Genomic DNA, 16,974 nt, shown 5'->3' with positions numbered 1-16,974 from the left:
GCATTGAAACTACGGTAGTACCTGCCGCTTGCCGGCACCGGGTGAAATAAAAAAAGCGCGGAGCGATCCGCGCTTTTTTTTGTGTGCTGCCGGCCAGCGGCCGGCACTACGTGTTTCTGGTCGGCTGCCGGCCAGCGGCCGGCACTACCGGTACCTGGGTCGGCACTACCGGGGACGTGGGCTCAGGTACGCGGCAGGGTGACGCCGGTCTGGCCCTGGTACTTGCCGCCGCGATCCTTGTAGGAGGTCTCGCAGATGTCGTCCTTGTCGGCCTGGAAGAACAGCATCTGCGCCACGCCTTCGTTGGCATAGATGCGCGCCGGCAGCGGCGTGGTGTTGCTGAATTCCAGGGTGACGTGGCCTTCCCACTCCGGCTCCAACGGGGTCACGTTGACGATGATGCCGCAGCGCGCGTAGGTGCTCTTGCCCAGGCACACCACCAGGGTGTCGCGCGGGATGCGGAAGTACTCCACGGTGCGCGCCAGCGCGAAGCTGTTGGGCGGGATGATGCACTCATCGCCGACGATATCCACGAAGCTGCCCGGATCGAAGTGCTTCGGGTCCACGATCGTGGAATTGATGTTGGTGAACACCTTGAACTCGCGCGAGCAACGCACGTCGTAGCCGTAGCTGGAGGTGCCGTAGCTGACGATGCGCTGGCCGTTGGCCTGCTTGACCTGGCCGGCTTCGAACGGCTCGATCATGCCGTGCTGCTCGGCCATCTGACGGATCCAGCGGTCACTCTTGATGCTCATGGGGGGTCCTGGGTGCGAAAAGGGACAACGGCACCGCCAACGGGCGCCCGGGTGTCGATTCTAATCAGATCAGCGAAGACAGGATCGGGATGCTGGCCCGCGGGCGTTTGGCCACTTCCTCGATCAGGCGCTCGGCGGCCCGCACGTAAGCCTGGGCGGCCAGGGACTCCGGCGCGGCGGCGGTGATCGGCGTGCCGGCATCGCCCTGCTCGCGGATGCCGATCTCCAGCGGCAGCGAACCCAGCAGCGGCACGCCGTACTGCGCGGCCATGCGCTCGCCGCCGCCTTCGCCGAACAGATGCTCGACCTGCCCGCAGTTGCTGCAGGTGTGCACGGCCATGTTCTCGACGATGCCCAGCACCGGCACCTCGACCTTCTCGAACATCTTCAGCGCCTTCCTCGCATCCAGCGTGGCGATGTCCTGCGGCGTGGTGACGATCACCGCACCGGCCAAGGGAATCTTCTGGGTCAGGGTCAGCTGGATGTCACCGGTGCCCGGCGGCAGGTCGATCAGCAGGTAGTCCAGATCGTCCCATAGCGTGTCGTTGAAGAACTGCGTCATCGCCGAGGTCGCCATCGGGCCGCGCCATATCATCGGCGTCTCGTCCTCGATCAGGTAACCGATCGACATGGTTTCCACCCCGAACGCACGCATCGGCTCGATCGACTTGTTGTCCGGGCTTTCCGGGCGGCCACTCAGGCCGAGCATCGCCGGCACGCTGGGACCGTAGATGTCGGCATCCAGCAGGCCCACGCGCGCACCCAACCGGGCCAGCGCGACCGCCAGGTTGACCGCGGTCGTGGACTTGCCCACCCCGCCCTTGCCCGAGCCCACCGCGATCACGTTGCGGACGCGCGGGTGCGGCGACAAGCCCTTCTGCACTTGGCTGGCGTGGGGACGACGGGCGGAGCTTGTCACTGCGGACTCCAGCTGGATCAGGAAGAGGACCGCACATGATACAAGCACGCCCCCGCTCCTGCCTGGCGGTGACCCGGGACGCGTTTCACGCGGCAGACGATGAAAAACAGCCCCTATTCAGCCAATAGTCATACTGACAGACTCAGCAAAATCACCGTAAGTTATTGGGCACATTGGGGAAAAGCCTGAACGAAAAAGTCGTTACCGCCCATTCACTTTTCTGTAACAAATGAGACACGCTCCGTTAACTTCATGTTAATTTCGAGGTCAGGCAAGGCTTGCCTGAACCCACACTCAACACGGAACGTTGTCGGCTGTCGGCCGTTCCGAGGGACGAAATGATTTGAAGATCTCGCACCACAGCGCCCCGGCGCGCAACACCCTGACCTCCGCACTGATCGCCAGCCTGGTGCTGGCCGCCTCCCCGGCACTCGCCCAGGATGCCCCGGCGACCACCGATCTGGACAAGGTCAGCGTCACCGGCTCGCGCATTGCCCGCACCGGCTTCGTGACCTCCTCCCCGGTCACCGCCATCACCGCTGAAGAGATCCGCCAGACCGGCGCATTGACCATCAGCGACCTGATGAACAAGATGCCGCAGCTCTCGCCCTCGTTCACCCTGGGCAACTCCACCCGCTACATCGGTACCGCAGGCCTGGGCCTGATGGACCTGCGCGGCATGGGCTACGACCGCACCCTGGTGCTGGTCAACGGCCGCCGCCATGTCGGCGCCAACCCCGGCAGCACCGCGGTGGACGTCAACACCATTCCGGTGGAATGGATCGAACGCGTTGAAGTGATCACCGGTGGCGCCTCGGCCATCTACGGCGCCGATGCCGTGGCCGGCGTGGTCAACTTCATCATGAAGAAGGACTTCGAAGGCTTCGAAGCCCGTGCACAGAAAGGCATTGCCGGCGAAGGCGGTTTCAACCGCTCCTTCGTCGCCGTCACCGGCGGCACCTCGTTCGCCGATGGCCGCGGTAACGTCGCCGTCGCGCTGGAATACAGCGAGCAGGACCGCTTCGGCCGTGGTGACCGTTCCATCGGCCGCCAGTACGACGTGAGCGTGCCGAACCCGAACTATGACAAGAGCATTCCGTCGAGCCAGAGCAACCCGCAGACGATCCTTGCCCGTCCCGGCGGCAACTACTCGACCTCCTACGGCGGCTCCTTCCAGATGGGGGGCGTCTTCAATTACCAGCGCGAGGACACCTACGGCTACCGCTACCACTTCAATCCGGACGGCAGCTTCAGCCAGAACCGTTTTGATGGCCCGGTGGTCAGCCCGACCAGCTGCGTCAACTGCGATTTCACCGATCTCAACGCAGTGGCCGACCTGCAGCCGAAGTTCGACCGCATCAGCTTCAACACCGCGGCGCACTTCGATCTGAATGACCGCCACCGCCTGTTCTTCGAAGGCAAGTACACCAAAACCGAGTCGACCTTCTTCGGTCAGCCGACCTTCGACTCGTCGCTGCGCCTGCGTCGCGACAACGCCTACATGACCCCGGAACTCGGTGCGGCGATGGACGCGGCGGGTGCCAGCACCCTGACCGTAAACCGCTTCAACGTCGATGCCGGCCGTCGTGGCGAAGAGGTCAAGCGTGAAACCCGCCGTGCCGTGTTCGGCGCCGAAGGCATGTTCGGTGACAACTGGAGCTACGAGGTTTCGGGCAACTACGGCGAGACCGAGATCAACCGCGTCAACGTCAACAACCGCTACAACGAGCGCTGGTTCGCCGGTCTGGATGCCGTGCGCACCGCCGACGGCCGCATCGTGTGCCGCATGGACGTGAACCCGGCCGCGATCAACCCGCAGACCGGCAGCGCCTATCGCCGCGATCTGATGGGCGATGGCTGCATTCCCTTCAGCATCATGGGCGACGGCGCGGTCTCGCAGGAAGCGGCCGATTGGTTCAACGTGCGCTCGCAGTACCACGGCAAGCTGCAGCAGAGCGTGTTCGCCGCCTCGGTGGCCAACAACGCACTGTTCGCACTGCCGGCTGGTGATGTCGGCGTGGCTGCCGGTGTCGAGTACCGCAAGGAAAAGAGCACCGAGCGTACCGATCCGCTGGCCGCGCAGGGCCTGACCTTCCTCAACGCCATTGCGGGCGGCGGCGGTTCCTACGACGTCAAGGAAGTGTTCGTCGAGACCAACGTGCCGCTGCTGGCCGACATCCCGGGCATCCGCCGCCTGTCGCTGGACCTGGCCGGCCGTTACTCGGACTACAACACGATCGGCTCGACCAAGACCTGGAACGTGGGCCTGGACTGGGAAGTGCTGCCTTCGCTGCGCGTACGCGGCACGGTTGCCAAGGCCATCCGCGCCCCGAACATCGCCGAACTGTATGACGAACAGTCGCAGAACTTCGCGACCATCGCCGACCCCTGCAATACCAATGCGACCAACTCCAACCGCCCGGGCACGGCAGCGGATCCGGCGTTGCGCGCGGCGAACTGTGCGGCACTGGGCGTTCCGGCCGACTGGGTCGACACGTACAGCGCCAACCGTCCCGGTCTGAGCGGCGGCAACCCGAACCTGAAGCCGGAGCAGGCGGACTCCTCGTCGATCGGTTTCGTCTGGCAGCCGGAGTTCTTCGAAGGCTTTGGCCTGTCGGTCGACTACTGGCGCATCACGCTGAAGGATGCGATCGGCTCGGTCACCGCCCAGAACCTGGCCACCCGTTGCGTCGATTCTCCCGGCGGCATCGACAACGCGTTCTGCGCGATGATCAAGCGTGCCCCGGCAGACGGCACCATCGGTTCCAACGGCGCCGAGTTCCCGGAACACAGCATCTACGACTGGACCGCGATCACCGAGAACCTGGCCAAGAGCCGCCGTACCGGCGTCGACGTGGAAATGAACTACGACTTCGGCATGGCCGGTGGGCACACCAACCTGCGCCTGGTCGGCACCCGTCTGCTGGAAGCGCGTGAGTGGGAGTTCCAGGACTTCCCGAACGAGTACAAGGAGCGCTCCAACTACGTGACCAACCCGCGCTGGCGCGGTCAGTTCACGGCCAAGTACACGCTCAACAACTTCCGCGCCAGCTGGGACATGGTCTACATCCACAAGAACCTGCGTGTCTTCCCGGAGAGCTACAACAGCAACCCGGGTTCGCAGCGTCCGATCTGGAACCCGTCGATGACCTACCACAACCTGCAGATCGGCTACACGATGGCCGACTCGGGCGTGGAGGTGTACCTGGGCGTAGACAACGTGTTCGACAAGAACCCGCCGGTGAACTACTTCGGTTCCGATCTGGGTAGCGCGTACTACGACAACATCGGCCGCTTCATGTACATGGGCGTCAACTACAAGTTCTGATTCCTGCAGAACCGCACCCCCAACAAGCCCGGCAATCGCCGGGCTTGTTGCGTTCAGGGCCCTGGCTTTCCGAGCGCATCCTGGGTTGGCAGCCCGGAAACAGGAATCGTTTTCAGCCGGAACCATTCACTCCATAGTCAGCAACGCAAGCGTTACAAATTGATACATTTCTGTACATGATTGTTTCATAAGTATTTTTTCATGACAATCCGCCTTTATTCCTGATCGTCATGTGACTGCTTCGTGTAAGTCTCGTTAAGGCTGTGTTACGTTCGATGACGAAGCAAGGAAGGCTTCACATCGCATGTCACCGCTCCCACGGATGGCCTCACCCACGTCGAAACTGCACTCGGGGATGCCCATGTCTCGCCACCGCTCCACTCTGTCGCGCCACCCGCTGACCGCCGCCGTACTGACCGGCATGCTGCTGACCAGCGCCGTCACCGCCTTCGCCCAGGACAGCAGCACCACCAACCTGGACAAGGTCACCGTCACCGGTTCGCTGATCCCGCAGACCGAGATCGAAACCCATACCCCGGTCGTGACCATCACCGCCGAAGACATCCAGACGCGCGGCTTCACCAGCGTGGCCGATGTGCTCCAGCAGTCCTCGCTGACCACCGGCGGCCTCCAGGGCGGCCAGACCTCCGCCTCGTTCACCCAGGGTGCCGAAGCGGCCGGCATGTTCGGCCTGAGCCCGAGCTACACCAAGTACCTCATCAACGGCCGGCCGATGCTGTCCTACCCCGCCCTGTACAACGGCGGCGACACGTTCAACAACATCAGCGGCATCCCGATCGACATCGTCGAACGCATCGAGATCCTGCCGGGCGGCCAGTCCTCCCTGTACGGCTCGGATGCGATCGCCGGCGTGGTCAACATCATCCTGAAGGAGCGGATGGACGGCAGCGTGCTGAACGTGCGCGGCGGCACCTATACCGAAGGCGGTGGCAGCACCTTCCGCGTCAGCGGGGCCACTGGATTCAACAGCGCCGATGATCGCCTCAACGTACTGGTCAATGCCCAGTTCGAATCGAGCAATCCGATCTGGGGCTACCAGCGCGACGTCACCAGGACCACCAACGGCAACGGCTACACCGCGCAGGTACCGACCAACGACTTTCTGGTCGTCAATCCGGCGGCCGGCAACGCCTACCTGATGATGGACCCGAACCTGTGCGCCAACGTCGCCGGCCAGTTCGGTGGCACCACCGTGCTCGGCACGCGTGCAGCCGGCCAGTCCTGCGGCTCGATCTACAGCCCGGGCTACAAGACGGTCAAGAACGGCAAGGACAGCGCGCAGGTCTACAGCTCGTTCACCTTCGACGCCAACGACAGCCTGCAGCTGTTCGGCGATGTGCTCTACAGCTATGAAGACGTGAAGTACGCCACTGGTTCCAACTACACCTGGTGGGGCACCGCGTCGGGCTACGGCCGCTTCTGGGATCAGACCAGTGGCCAGTGGATGAACCTGCAGCGCGCGTTCGCGCCGGAAGACATCAGCGCCAACGGCTACAAGGACATCCTCAACACCGACCGCAACAAGGCCTACCAGGTCACCCTGGGCGGCCGCGGCACGCTCGGCAACTGGGATTACAGCGCCAGCTTCACCCGAGGCGAGTACAAGCTGACCGAGCGCAACTTCGTGCGCTGGGCCGACCCGATCAACAACTACTTCGAAGAACACGTGCTGGGCCCGCAGCTCGGCACCCGCAGCGGTTACGCCGTGTTCGCGCCGAACTGGGAGGCCTTCTACGCGCCGATCCCGGCCGGCGACTTCGCCACCTTCACCGGTTACACCGAGAGCCAGAGCCGCACCTGGCAGAACCTGGGTCGTTTCCAGATCACCAACGGCACGCTGTTCTCGCTGCCGGGCGGTGATGCCGGTTTCGCCGTCGTCGCCGAAGCCGGCAGCGAAGGCTGGGACTACACCCCGGACGAGCGCCTGATGGATGGCAGCGTGTGGGGCACGACCGCGGTCGCCGGCGCGGGTCACCGCAGCAACTACGCGCTGACCTCCGAGCTGCGCCTGCCGCTGCTCGACTCGCTCACCGTCACCGGCTCGGGCCGCTATGACGCGTTCAAGATCGGGGACAGCACGGTCGACAAGGCCACCTACAGCATCGGCGTCGAGTTCCGCCCGATCGAGAGCCTGCTGTTCCGCGGCAAGTACGGCACCGCGTTCCGCGCGCCCAGCCTGTCCGATGCCTTCCAGGGCCTGAGCGGCTACTACGCCAACGGTGCCACCGACTACTACCGCTGCGGCCAGCTGGGCTACGCGCCGACCGATACCACCGGCTGCGCCTACGACAGCGTCTCGGTGTTCGGCCAGCGCGCCGGCAACCCGGACCTGGAGCCGATCACCGCCGATGTGTGGAATGCCGGCGTGGTCTGGGCACCGCTGAGCAACCTGTCCTTCTCGGTCGACTACTACAACTGGAAGATCAAGAACGAAGTCGACACGCTGAGCTCGGACCAGCTGCTGCTGGCCGAGTACTACTGCCGCAACGGCCAGGTCAACAACACGTCGGCCAGCTGCGACAACGTCAACGACTGGATCACCCGCGATGCCTCCGGCGTGCTGGACGAGATCTACACCCCGAAGATGAACGTGGCCAGCCAGAACCTGCAGGCCATCACCGCCAGCGCCAAGTACGTGCAGGAACTGGGTCGTTTCGGTGCGCTGCAGTTCTCCACCAACTACACCAACATGATCAAGCGCGAGCTGCAGCCGCAGCCGGGCGATGAGTACCTGGACCTGCTGCGCGATCCGTACAACATGTGGATCTACGATTCCTACGCCAAGGTGCGCGCCGATGGCTCGCTGGCCTGGGCCCTGGACAAGTGGACCACCACGCTCTACTTCAACTACGTCGGCAAGACCCCGAACTACCTGGCCTACGCCGGCAACGGCTATGACTACGTGCACTCCTCGGGCGCCAAGGCCGGCAAGTGGGGTTCCTACACGACCTACAACCTGAGCGTGAACTACCGCGCGGCGGAGAACATGACTTTCTCGGTCATGGTCAACAACGTGTTCAACAAGATGCCCGACAACCAGGCGAGCAACTACCCGGGCACCTCGGGTACGCCGTACAACAATTACTTCTACAACATCTACGGCCGTGCCGTGTATGTGCAGGCCAAGTACGAATTCGGCGCGAAGTAAGTTCCACGTCCTGGGATGGACCCTGGAGCCCCGCCGCAAGGCGGGGCTTTTCCTTGGCCGTCACCGGGCCGGGCGCTGGTCCGCGATTGACCGGATCAGGCCGCTTGCCATCGGCCATGACCTTCGACACCCTTGCAGGCCGGGCCAGCGGCGTATCGTCTGGCCCACAGGCCCTTGCGGGCCATTCCTGCATGACTTTCCGGCCTGGAGGCCAATCACGTGATCGCTCGTACACCCAAACTGGTACTGCTGACCCTGGCCGTTTCGGCCGCGCTGGTCGGCTGCGGCAAGAACGAAACCCCGGCAACGGACAGCGCAGCCTCCACCGCCGCGCCGGCGGCCACGGCCGCCACCGAGTACAAGCTCGACGAGAGCAAGCTGCCGGCCTACAACGCCTTCCACCCGTCCGACCTGGACACCAGCATGGACGCCTGCGGCGCGTTCGGCGACTACGTCAACAGCAAGTGGCTGGCCGCCAATGAAATCCCGGCCGACCGCACCAGCTGGGGCGCCTTCACCATCCTGGACGAGCGCTCGGTCGCCGTGCAGCACCAGCTCGCCGAGCAGGTCGCGGCGGTCAAGAACCCGGCCGGCATCGAGAAGATCGTCGGCGACTTCTGGGCCACCGGCATGGACGAAGCCAAGATCAATGCCCAGGGCATCGAGCCGATCAAGGCCGACCTGGCCGCCATCGACGGCCTGCAGGACAAGGACGCGATCGCCAACTACCTGCGCACCAGCGCGGCCAAGGGCGAGAACGTACTGTTCGGCTTCGGTCCGGAAGCGGACTTCAAGAATTCCAGCATGAACCTGGCCTACGCCAGCCAGGGCGGCCTGGGCCTGCCGGACACCACCTACTACACCGACGCCAAGAACGCCGACAAGCTCAAGGCCTACCAGGCCCACGTGGCCAAGGTGCTGGAACTGGCCGGCGTGGCGACCGCCGATGCTGAAAAGCAGGCCGCCGACGTGGTCAAGTTCGAAACCCGCCTGGCTAAGGCGTCCAAGTCCAGCGTCGAGCTGTCGCGCGATGTCTCGCTGTTCTACAACCCGGTCACCGTGGCCGATGCGGACAAGCTGACCCCGAACTTCAGCTGGAGCGAGTTCTTCAAGGCCCAGGGCATCGCCACGCCGGAGAAATTCTCGCTGGCCATGCCGAGCTTCCACCAGGAAGTGAGCAAGGCGCTGGGTGATACCGATCCGTCGGTGTGGCGCGCCTACCTGCGCTTCCACACCGTGGACAGCGCCTCGCCGTACCTGGCCGATGCGTTCGTCAACGAGAGCTACAACTTCTACGGCAAGACCCTCAACGGCCAGAAGGAGCAGAAGCCGCGCTGGAAGCGCGTGCTGGGCACCATCGAGAACGATGCCGGCGATGCCTTCGGCCAGCTGTACGTCAAGGTCGCCTTCTCGCCGGAAGCCAAGGCGAAGATGGAAGAACTGGTCAAGAACCTCGCCGCCGCGCTCAAGGAGCGCATCCAGGGCCTGACCTGGATGAGCGACGAGACCAAGGCCAAGGCGATCGCCAAGTGGGAAACCTTCACCCCGAAGATCGGCTACCCGGACAAGTGGCGTGACTGGAGCGGCCTGACCACCGGTCGCGACAGCTACCTGGGCAACGTCCGTGCGGCCAATGCGTTCAACTACAAGTTCGCGCTGTCCAAGATCGGCCAGCCGGTGGACAAGACCGAGTGGGGCATGACCCCGCAGACGGTCAATGCCTACTACAACCCGCTGCAGAACGAGATCGTGTTCCCGGCCGCCATCCTGCAGCCGCCGTTCTTCGATCCGAAGGCCGATGACGCGCTGAACTACGGCGGCATCGGTGCGGTGATCGGCCACGAGATGACCCACGGTTACGACGACCAGGGCAGCCGCTTCGGGCCGACCGGCAACTTCGAGAACTGGTGGACCGACGCCGACACGAAGAACTTCAGCGGCCTGACCGGCAAGCTGATCAAGCAGTTCGACGGTTACAAGGTGGACGGCCAGCCGGTCAACGGCAAGCTGACCCTGGGCGAGAACATCGCCGATCTGGGCGGCCTGGCGACCGCCTACGACGCCCTGCAGAAGGCCTCGGCCGGCAAGGAAGACCCGAAGGTCGACGGCTTCACCCGCGACCAGCGCTTCTTCTTCAACTGGGCCACCGTGTGGCGCACCAAGTACACCCCGGAGAACATGAAGGTCCGTCTGGCGACCGACCCGCATGCCCCGGCGCAGTTCCGTGCGATGGGTGCCCCGTCGAACCTGCCGACCTTCGCCGCCGCGTTCCAGTGCAAGGCCGGCTCGCCGATGGTGCGCGCAGGCGACCAGCAGGTCGTGATCTGGTAAGCCATCGCGCCCCGGCGTGATGTGATCCATGCAGAGGCCCGGGATTTTCCCGGGCCTTTGTTTTTTGGGCGTGCGCTTGCCATCACGCTCGTTTCGCTTTGCTTGGTACACTCGCGCGATCTCATCCCCGCTGGATTCGCTTTACATGTCCAACCTCCGTCCGCTCGCCATTGCCCTGGGCCTGAGCCTGGCCTCCCTGGTCATCGCACACGATGCGCATGCCGCGCCGAAGAAGAAGGCCGCCGCCCGCGCGCCGGCCGTCAGCGCGCAGTGCAGCGACTTCTACGAGGCCACCAATGCGACCTGGTTGAAGGCCAACCCGGTACCGCAGACCGGCGCCACCACCGCGCTGGGCCAGCTCGCCGACCGTACCCGCCAGCAGCAGCGTGAACTGCTGGATGCGGCGATGACCGCACCGCAGGGCAACGTGCAGAAGCTGCTCGGCGATTTCTGGGCCAGCGGCCTGGACGAAGCGGCGGTGGAAGCCGACGGCTCCAACCCGATCGCCCCGCTGCTGACCCGCATCAACGCGATCAAGAAGGCCAAGGACGTGCCGGCCTCGATCGCCGCGCTGCACCAGGTCGGTATCCCGGTGGCCTTCAACTTCGCGCCGGACGTGGACCTGAAGGCGCTGGACCGCCACATCGGCTACTTCATGCAGGGTGGCATGGGCCTGCCGGACCCGGCGTTCTACACCCGCACCGATGCCGACACCGTCGCGCTGATGGGGCGCTACCGCAATTACGTCAAGCAGGTGCTGGCCCTGACCGGCACCCCGGCCGACAAGCTCGATGCCGAGTCGCAGTCGGTGATCGCGCTGGAAACCGAACTGGCGCGCAACGCGCAGTCGCTGGCGGGCATCAACAACCCGTTCAACAACTACGCGCCGATCTCCACCAAAGAGCTCAACAGCCGCTATCGCAACCTGCAGCTGGAGGCCTTCCTGAAGGCACAGGGCGTCAACGACGACCTGGTCTCGCTGGCCGATCCGGCGCTGTTCAAGCAGCTCGACGGCATGGTCACGCGGATCAAGCCGGAGCAGTGGAAGGTCTACCTGCGCTGGCGCGTGGGTGACGCCATGGCACCGTACCTGTCCAAGGCCTACCGCGACGCCGAGTTCGAATTCCGCGGCCGCGTGATCCGTGGCCAGACCCTGCCGCCGGCGCGCTGGGAGCAGGTGCTGGACGCGATCAACGTCGCTGCCGGTCCGATGGTCGGCCGTGAGTACGCGGCCAGGCATCTGTCCGCCGACGACCGTCGCAAGGCCGCCCTGGTCGTGGACAAGATCCGCGAAGTGCAGATCGACGCGGTCAAGCGCAGCACCTGGATGAGCGACGAGGCCAAGACCGAAGCGCAGGCCAAGCTGGCAGCGCTGAAGATCGAGATCGGCACCCCGCTGCGCGATCTGGATTACACCGTGCAGCCGATGGGCCGTGGCAGCTTCGGCGGCAACATGCTGATCGCCTCCACCTGGCGCCACCGCGAAGAAATGAAGCGCATCGGCAAGGGCAACGCCGACCGCCGCTGGGACGTGCTGCCGCAGCAGCCGGCGCTGGCCTACGACATCGCGCAGAACCGCCTGATCGTCACCGCCGCCGTGCTGCAGGGCCCGGTGTTCAACGCCAAGGGCGATACCGCCGAGCTGTTCGGCAGCTACGGCGCGCTGGTCGCCCACGAGCTGACCCGTGCGATCGACGCCAAGGGCGCGCTGGTCGATGCCAAGGGCGAACTGCGCAGCTGGTGGACCCCGGCCGACAAGACCGCCTGGACCCTGTTCGGCAACCGCGTCGCCGCGCAGTACAGCGGCTACGACTACCCGGGCGTCAAGGGGGCCAAGGTCAACGGCGAACTCACCCGCGAAGAGAACCTGGCCGATCTGGCCGGCCTCGAACTGGCGTGGGAGGCTTACAAGGCCGTCGAACCGGCTGCCAAGCCGGCCGCCCAGCAGGGCTTCTTCCGCGCCTGGGCGAGCCTGTGGCCGCAGCAGCTGTCGCCGAACGTCGCCGCGCAGCGCGTGACCTCCGACATCCTGGCCCCGGGCCGCTGGCGCACCAACGGCCCGCTGTCCAACCTGCCGGCCTTCGGTGCGACCTTCACCTGCAAGCCGGGCCAGCCGATGCAGCGCGTGGACAACGACCAGATCAAGGTCTGGCGCTGAGGCCTGACCTGCACTGAGCTGCAGCGATTTATCAGAAAGGCGCTCTCCGGGGCGCCTTTTTTTGTGCAGCAACGACGTGATCAGGCAAAAAAGACCCCGGCAAGTGCCGGGGTCGAAGAATAGCCCTGGAGAGTGACGCGGTACGTTAGAAGTCGTAGGACGCCGTCAGCCGAACCGAACGCGGCGCGGTGAAGTAGGTTCCGATGCCGTAGAGGTTGGATACCGTGTCGGGGCCTTCCTGATACGTCACATCTGATTGCAGCTGGCGACGCTGGTTCAGCACGTTGAACACATCCAGCGCGAAACCAAGACGTTGCTCGGCAAATGCCGGGCGATACATCACGCCCAGGTCCACCCGCGTCGTCCAGGGCTGGCGGCCGGCGTCGCCCGGACGCGAGGGACTGCCATTGCAGTAGTGGTACGACGAGCCGTAGGCGATGGGGTCACTCTGGTCCGCGCCGTAGTAACCCAGGCAGCTCTTAGGTGCGCCTGACATCACGCGCAGCGTGGCCGAAGCCGTCCACTCCGGCGTGAACTGGTAGGCACCGTAGCCCTTCAGCTGGTGACGACGGTCGTTGGCCAGATAGCCGCCAGCGTATTCCATCAGGTACGAGGAGTCCCAATCCTGGGTCTTGGCGACGTCGTCCTGCCCGATATCCGACTTAACCGGCCCTTCGGTGTTGCCAAAACTGCGTGACCAGGTGTAGTCGAGACGGCCATACCAGTTGTTGCTCATCGGATGTTCAACGAACAGATCGACCGCCACGTAATCCCGCTTGGCCTTGTTGCTGCCCAGCCCCCAATCCGCCGCACTCATGCTCACTGGCACATAGCCGGAGCCGTCGGTTTGCTTGACCAGGAAGGTATTGGTCTTGCCCGGGTTGAAGATCACGCAGCCCGGCACTTCCAGATTGCTGGAATCAACCCCCATGGCATCCAGCTTCTCGTAGATGCGGTCCGAATCGCAGGTATCGTCGATCGCGGTCTGAAGGCGACGGTAGGTGACCTTCGCGCCACTGTTCCACGACTCGCCGAGGGTCTTCTCGAAACCGAGGATCAACTCATCCTGGTACTGCGATTTCAGATCGCTCGGCGCCACGCTGCGCGGATCCGGGGTCTGGCCATACTCGTTGTTGGCCGAGACCGGGCCCGGCCCCAGTGCGCCCAGCCCGGTTGGATTGCCATTGGAGTCGATTCCCGTGTACGTGAAGTACTCGCGGGTATAGGTCGACGCCGAGGCGCCGCGGACGGCCACACTGTTGGGAAGTGCCAGGTAATAGCGCCCCAGGTTGGCAAATACCTTCAGCGAGGAATCACCAAAAACGTCCCACGCTGCACCCAGACGTGGCGCCCACTGGTCGCCGCTTTCGACATACGCCACGGCCGCGCTGTTGTAGTTGGTGAACTTGTCGTTGCGCACGCCAAGGGTCAGCAGCCAGTTCGGCGTCACCTGCCAGCGGTCTTCAAGGTAGTACGCCTTCTGCTTCAGCGACATGCTGGTCGTGGTGGAGTAGATGTACTTCTGCACGAAGTACCCCTCGCCACCGGGCGGAGTGATATCGAAGCCAGGTGACGGCGACGAACCCGGGGCGATGCGCGAGTAGATCCAGGCGTAACCGGGGCCTGTCATCGCCTCGCCTTCGTTGTTGCCCTGGAAGGTCATGTTGTCGATACCACCGGTGATCTCGTGATCGCCGATCCGGTACTGCAGGTCTACGCGCAGGCCACGCGACGTACTGCCCGCGTTGTAGGCCTTGTCATTGATCGCCGGCTGATCGTTGCGGATCGGGGTGCCGCCGGTGATCGAGGGATCCTGACTGTTGGCGCCACTGATGAACGGATTGCCCGAGCTCAATGGGTTGGAGTCCAGGTTGTCCTGCTTGCTTCGCCCCCATAGTGCGCTGAGGGTCAGGTCGTCAGTGAGGTAGCTGGTGAACTTGAAGACATCGTAGGTGTCCTTCACCTTCGTCGTGTTGGCAAACGTACCCGTGCGCTCACCCTCACTGCGGGTCTCGTAATCGTAGTCCCGGTAATAGGCGTCGTAACGGTCGGTATTCTGGATGCGCGTGTATTCCAGCGTATTGCTGTCATTGATGTTCCAGTCGATCTTGCCGTAGAACTTCGGCGTATCGATGGTGTAGTGGCTGCGCGACTGCTGCGCCGACTCGATGGATGCTGTGGACACACCGTCGGACTTGTCCTGCTCGGCCGCCAGATGGATGAACAGCCGGTCTTCGATGAGCGGACCACTGACATAGCCGCTGTAGGTGGTACGGGTCGCCTTGTCGCCACGGCGCGAGCGGTACAGAGTCCCGGGCAGCGAGGGATCCTGGAACTCATACCCTTCCTGCAGCGGGCGATCCGGATACAGAATGTCGCGGGGCGATTCGGCTAGCGAATCCGGCTGCCAGGTGGTCTGGAATCCGAAATGCCACTCGTTGGTGCCGCGTTTGCCCAGCTGGTTGATCACACCGCCCGTGGAGCGGCCGTAGCTTGCGCCATAGCCACCGGTGAAGGTTTCCTGCTGATCGATCGAGCCATAAGGGAGACTGACACCACCGAGGTTGTTCAGCGGGTTGGTCGCATTGAAACCATTGATGTAATACGCGTTCTCGCTGACGCTGGAGCCGCCGAAGGAAAGTACCGATCGCGAGCCGTTGGCGAAGGCGCCGCTGCCCCCGACCACGCCCGGTGCCAGCAGCGCGATGGCCTCCGCACTTCGTCCCAGCGGCAGTACATCCAGCTGCTCGGAGGTGATGACCGAGCGCGAAATCGTGTTGCTCACGTCGATCTTGGGCACGTTGGTCGCCGTCACGTTGACAGTGCCGAGGTTGGTCGCGTCTCCGCCGGCGCTGCTACCGCGCTGCCCGAAGGACACTTCGGTACCGGCGCCGACGATCAGCTGCACGTTGTCGCGCTTCTCGACGACCTGCCCGTCGCGCTGCAGGGTGACGGTGTAGCGCCCCACCGGCAGCGAACCCAAGGTGTAGCGGCCGTTGGCATCGACGGTGGCGGAGCGGCGCAGGCCGGTATCGCTCTGTACGACAACGGTGGCGCCGGCGGCGGACGGCACATTGCCGTAGACGGAACCGGTGGTGCTCTGCGCTGCGGCAGCGCCGATGAAGGAGGTCAAGATGACGGCCAGTGCCGTGCGCTTCAGCCGGTTGGCCGGGATGCTACGTGTCATGGAGTGTCCTTGAGTCGGGGTTGCATACATAGATGTCAACAGCGTTGCGGCTGGATGACCCTTTCCGCAACTGAATCCGATCTTAATTTCACTATCTCGCGGGATGCAATCCAGACTGAACGAGAGCACAAGTCATTAAAATAAAAGGAATTATTTACATAAACTTAATGTAAACCGGCGATTCAACACCATTATCCGAGGCATCTTGAGATAATACGTCTCACTTGTTTATCAGATTTTGTGATACACATCACACTTTGCTGCTTTTGATTGCGAATGCGCGCCTTCCAGCGGCGATGCAATGAATAAGCAGGACGGCAACCACGACAACGCAGCCTCGCGCCATTGACGGCGCAAGGCGCATTGTTTGAGATCACGGCGTCACTCGACGCTGCGCAGGTGGTTGGGTCGCTTCGGCGGGCCCGGCGGACGCCGGTTGTTGAACGGCGGTTGGCCGCGCCAGTAGCGGATCAACAGCCAGCCGAACAGCATGCCGCCCAGGTGGGCGAAGTGGGCCACGCCCGGCTGCCAGCCAGTGGCGCCCAGCATCAGCTCCATCGCGCCGAAGACGATCACGAAGGTACGTGCCTTCATCGGGATCGGCGGGAACAGCAGCATCACCCGCTGGTTCGGGAACAGCATGCCGTAGGCCAGCAACAGGCCGAACACGCCACCGGAAGCGCCCAGGACCGTGGCCGGGTCGGCCAGCATCATCCCGACCAGCAGCTGGCACAGGCCAGCACCGGCCACGCACACCAGGTAATAGGTCAGGAAGCGCTTTTCGCCCCAGGTCTGTTCCAGCGGCGCGCCGAACATGAAGAGCGCGAGCATGTTGAAGAACAGATGGCCGAAGCTGCCATGCAGGAAGCCATAGGTGAGCAGCTGCCAGGGCTGGAAGTTGCCACCGGGCGAGAACGGATCGAAACCGCCGCCCAGGGGTTGCAGCATGAAGGGCTCGAACGTGGCATTGCCGAGCAGGAACGGCTGCTGCAGCAGGAACAGCAGGACGTTGGCGATCAACAACGCTTTGGTGACGGTAGGCAGTCGCGGAAACATGGGGGCATCCTTTGGAACTGCGCCCATCATAGCCGCAGCACCCGACCGCACGCTGCGCGCCAGCGCGCCTG

Annotated in this window: 8 protein-coding genes; 4 read left to right on the top strand and 4 right to left on the bottom strand. The window is 63.9% G+C overall.

All coding sequences use genetic code 11. The features are described from left to right. Nucleotides 1-182 precede the first annotated feature (182 nt). Nucleotides 183-755 carry a dCTP deaminase gene (dcd, locus tag ABE473_RS15545; protein ID WP_019182646.1) on the bottom strand — a complete coding sequence of 191 codons (573 nt, stop codon included), beginning with the start codon at nucleotides 753-755 and terminating at the stop codon, nucleotides 183-185. Between the two features lie 64 nt (nucleotides 756-819). Continuing rightward, nucleotides 820-1,674: an iron-sulfur cluster carrier protein ApbC gene (apbC, locus tag ABE473_RS15540; RefSeq protein ID WP_346490122.1), complete on the bottom strand. Its 855-nt coding sequence runs from the start codon at nucleotides 1,672-1,674 to the stop codon at nucleotides 820-822. A 343-nt stretch (nucleotides 1,675-2,017) separates the two neighbouring features. On the opposite strand from apbC, the gene ABE473_RS15535 reads away from it, so the two are divergent. From ABE473_RS15535 to ABE473_RS15520, 4 genes are all read left to right on the top strand, one after another. After that, nucleotides 2,018-5,002 carry a TonB-dependent receptor gene (locus ABE473_RS15535; protein ID WP_346490121.1) on the top strand — a complete coding sequence of 995 codons (2,985 nt, stop codon included), beginning with the start codon at nucleotides 2,018-2,020 and terminating at the stop codon, nucleotides 5,000-5,002. A 361-nt stretch (nucleotides 5,003-5,363) separates the two neighbouring features. Then, entirely contained in the window at nucleotides 5,364-8,171 is a 2,808-nt protein-coding gene (locus ABE473_RS15530) for a TonB-dependent receptor (RefSeq protein WP_346490120.1), read from the top strand. A gap of 222 nt (nucleotides 8,172-8,393) precedes the next feature. Next, nucleotides 8,394-10,502: a M13-type metalloendopeptidase gene (locus ABE473_RS15525; RefSeq protein WP_346490125.1), complete on the top strand. Its 2,109-nt coding sequence runs from the start codon at nucleotides 8,394-8,396 to the stop codon at nucleotides 10,500-10,502. A gap of 145 nt (nucleotides 10,503-10,647) precedes the next feature. Further along, the gene (locus ABE473_RS15520; protein ID WP_346490119.1) at nucleotides 10,648-12,660 is read left to right on the top strand and encodes a M13 family metallopeptidase; all 2,013 of its coding nucleotides are present in this window, start codon (nucleotides 10,648-10,650) and stop codon (nucleotides 12,658-12,660) included. 145 nt (nucleotides 12,661-12,805) lie between these two features. On the opposite strand, the gene ABE473_RS15515 is transcribed toward ABE473_RS15520, so the two are convergent. After that, nucleotides 12,806-15,847 carry a TonB-dependent receptor gene (locus ABE473_RS15515; protein ID WP_346490118.1) on the bottom strand — a complete coding sequence of 1,014 codons (3,042 nt, stop codon included), beginning with the start codon at nucleotides 15,845-15,847 and terminating at the stop codon, nucleotides 12,806-12,808. Between the two features lie 381 nt (nucleotides 15,848-16,228). Then, on the bottom strand, nucleotides 16,229-16,903 hold the full coding sequence (locus tag ABE473_RS15510) for a rhomboid family intramembrane serine protease (RefSeq protein ID WP_346490117.1): 675 nt from the start codon (nucleotides 16,901-16,903) through the stop codon (nucleotides 16,229-16,231). Nucleotides 16,904-16,974 lie beyond the last annotated feature (71 nt).

The organism is Stenotrophomonas sp. TWI700, assembly GCF_039673645.1.
Taxonomy (GTDB): Bacteria; Pseudomonadota; Gammaproteobacteria; order Xanthomonadales; family Xanthomonadaceae; genus Stenotrophomonas; species Stenotrophomonas maltophilia_AA.
This window is presented reverse-complemented; position numbering and strand designations above follow the sequence as displayed.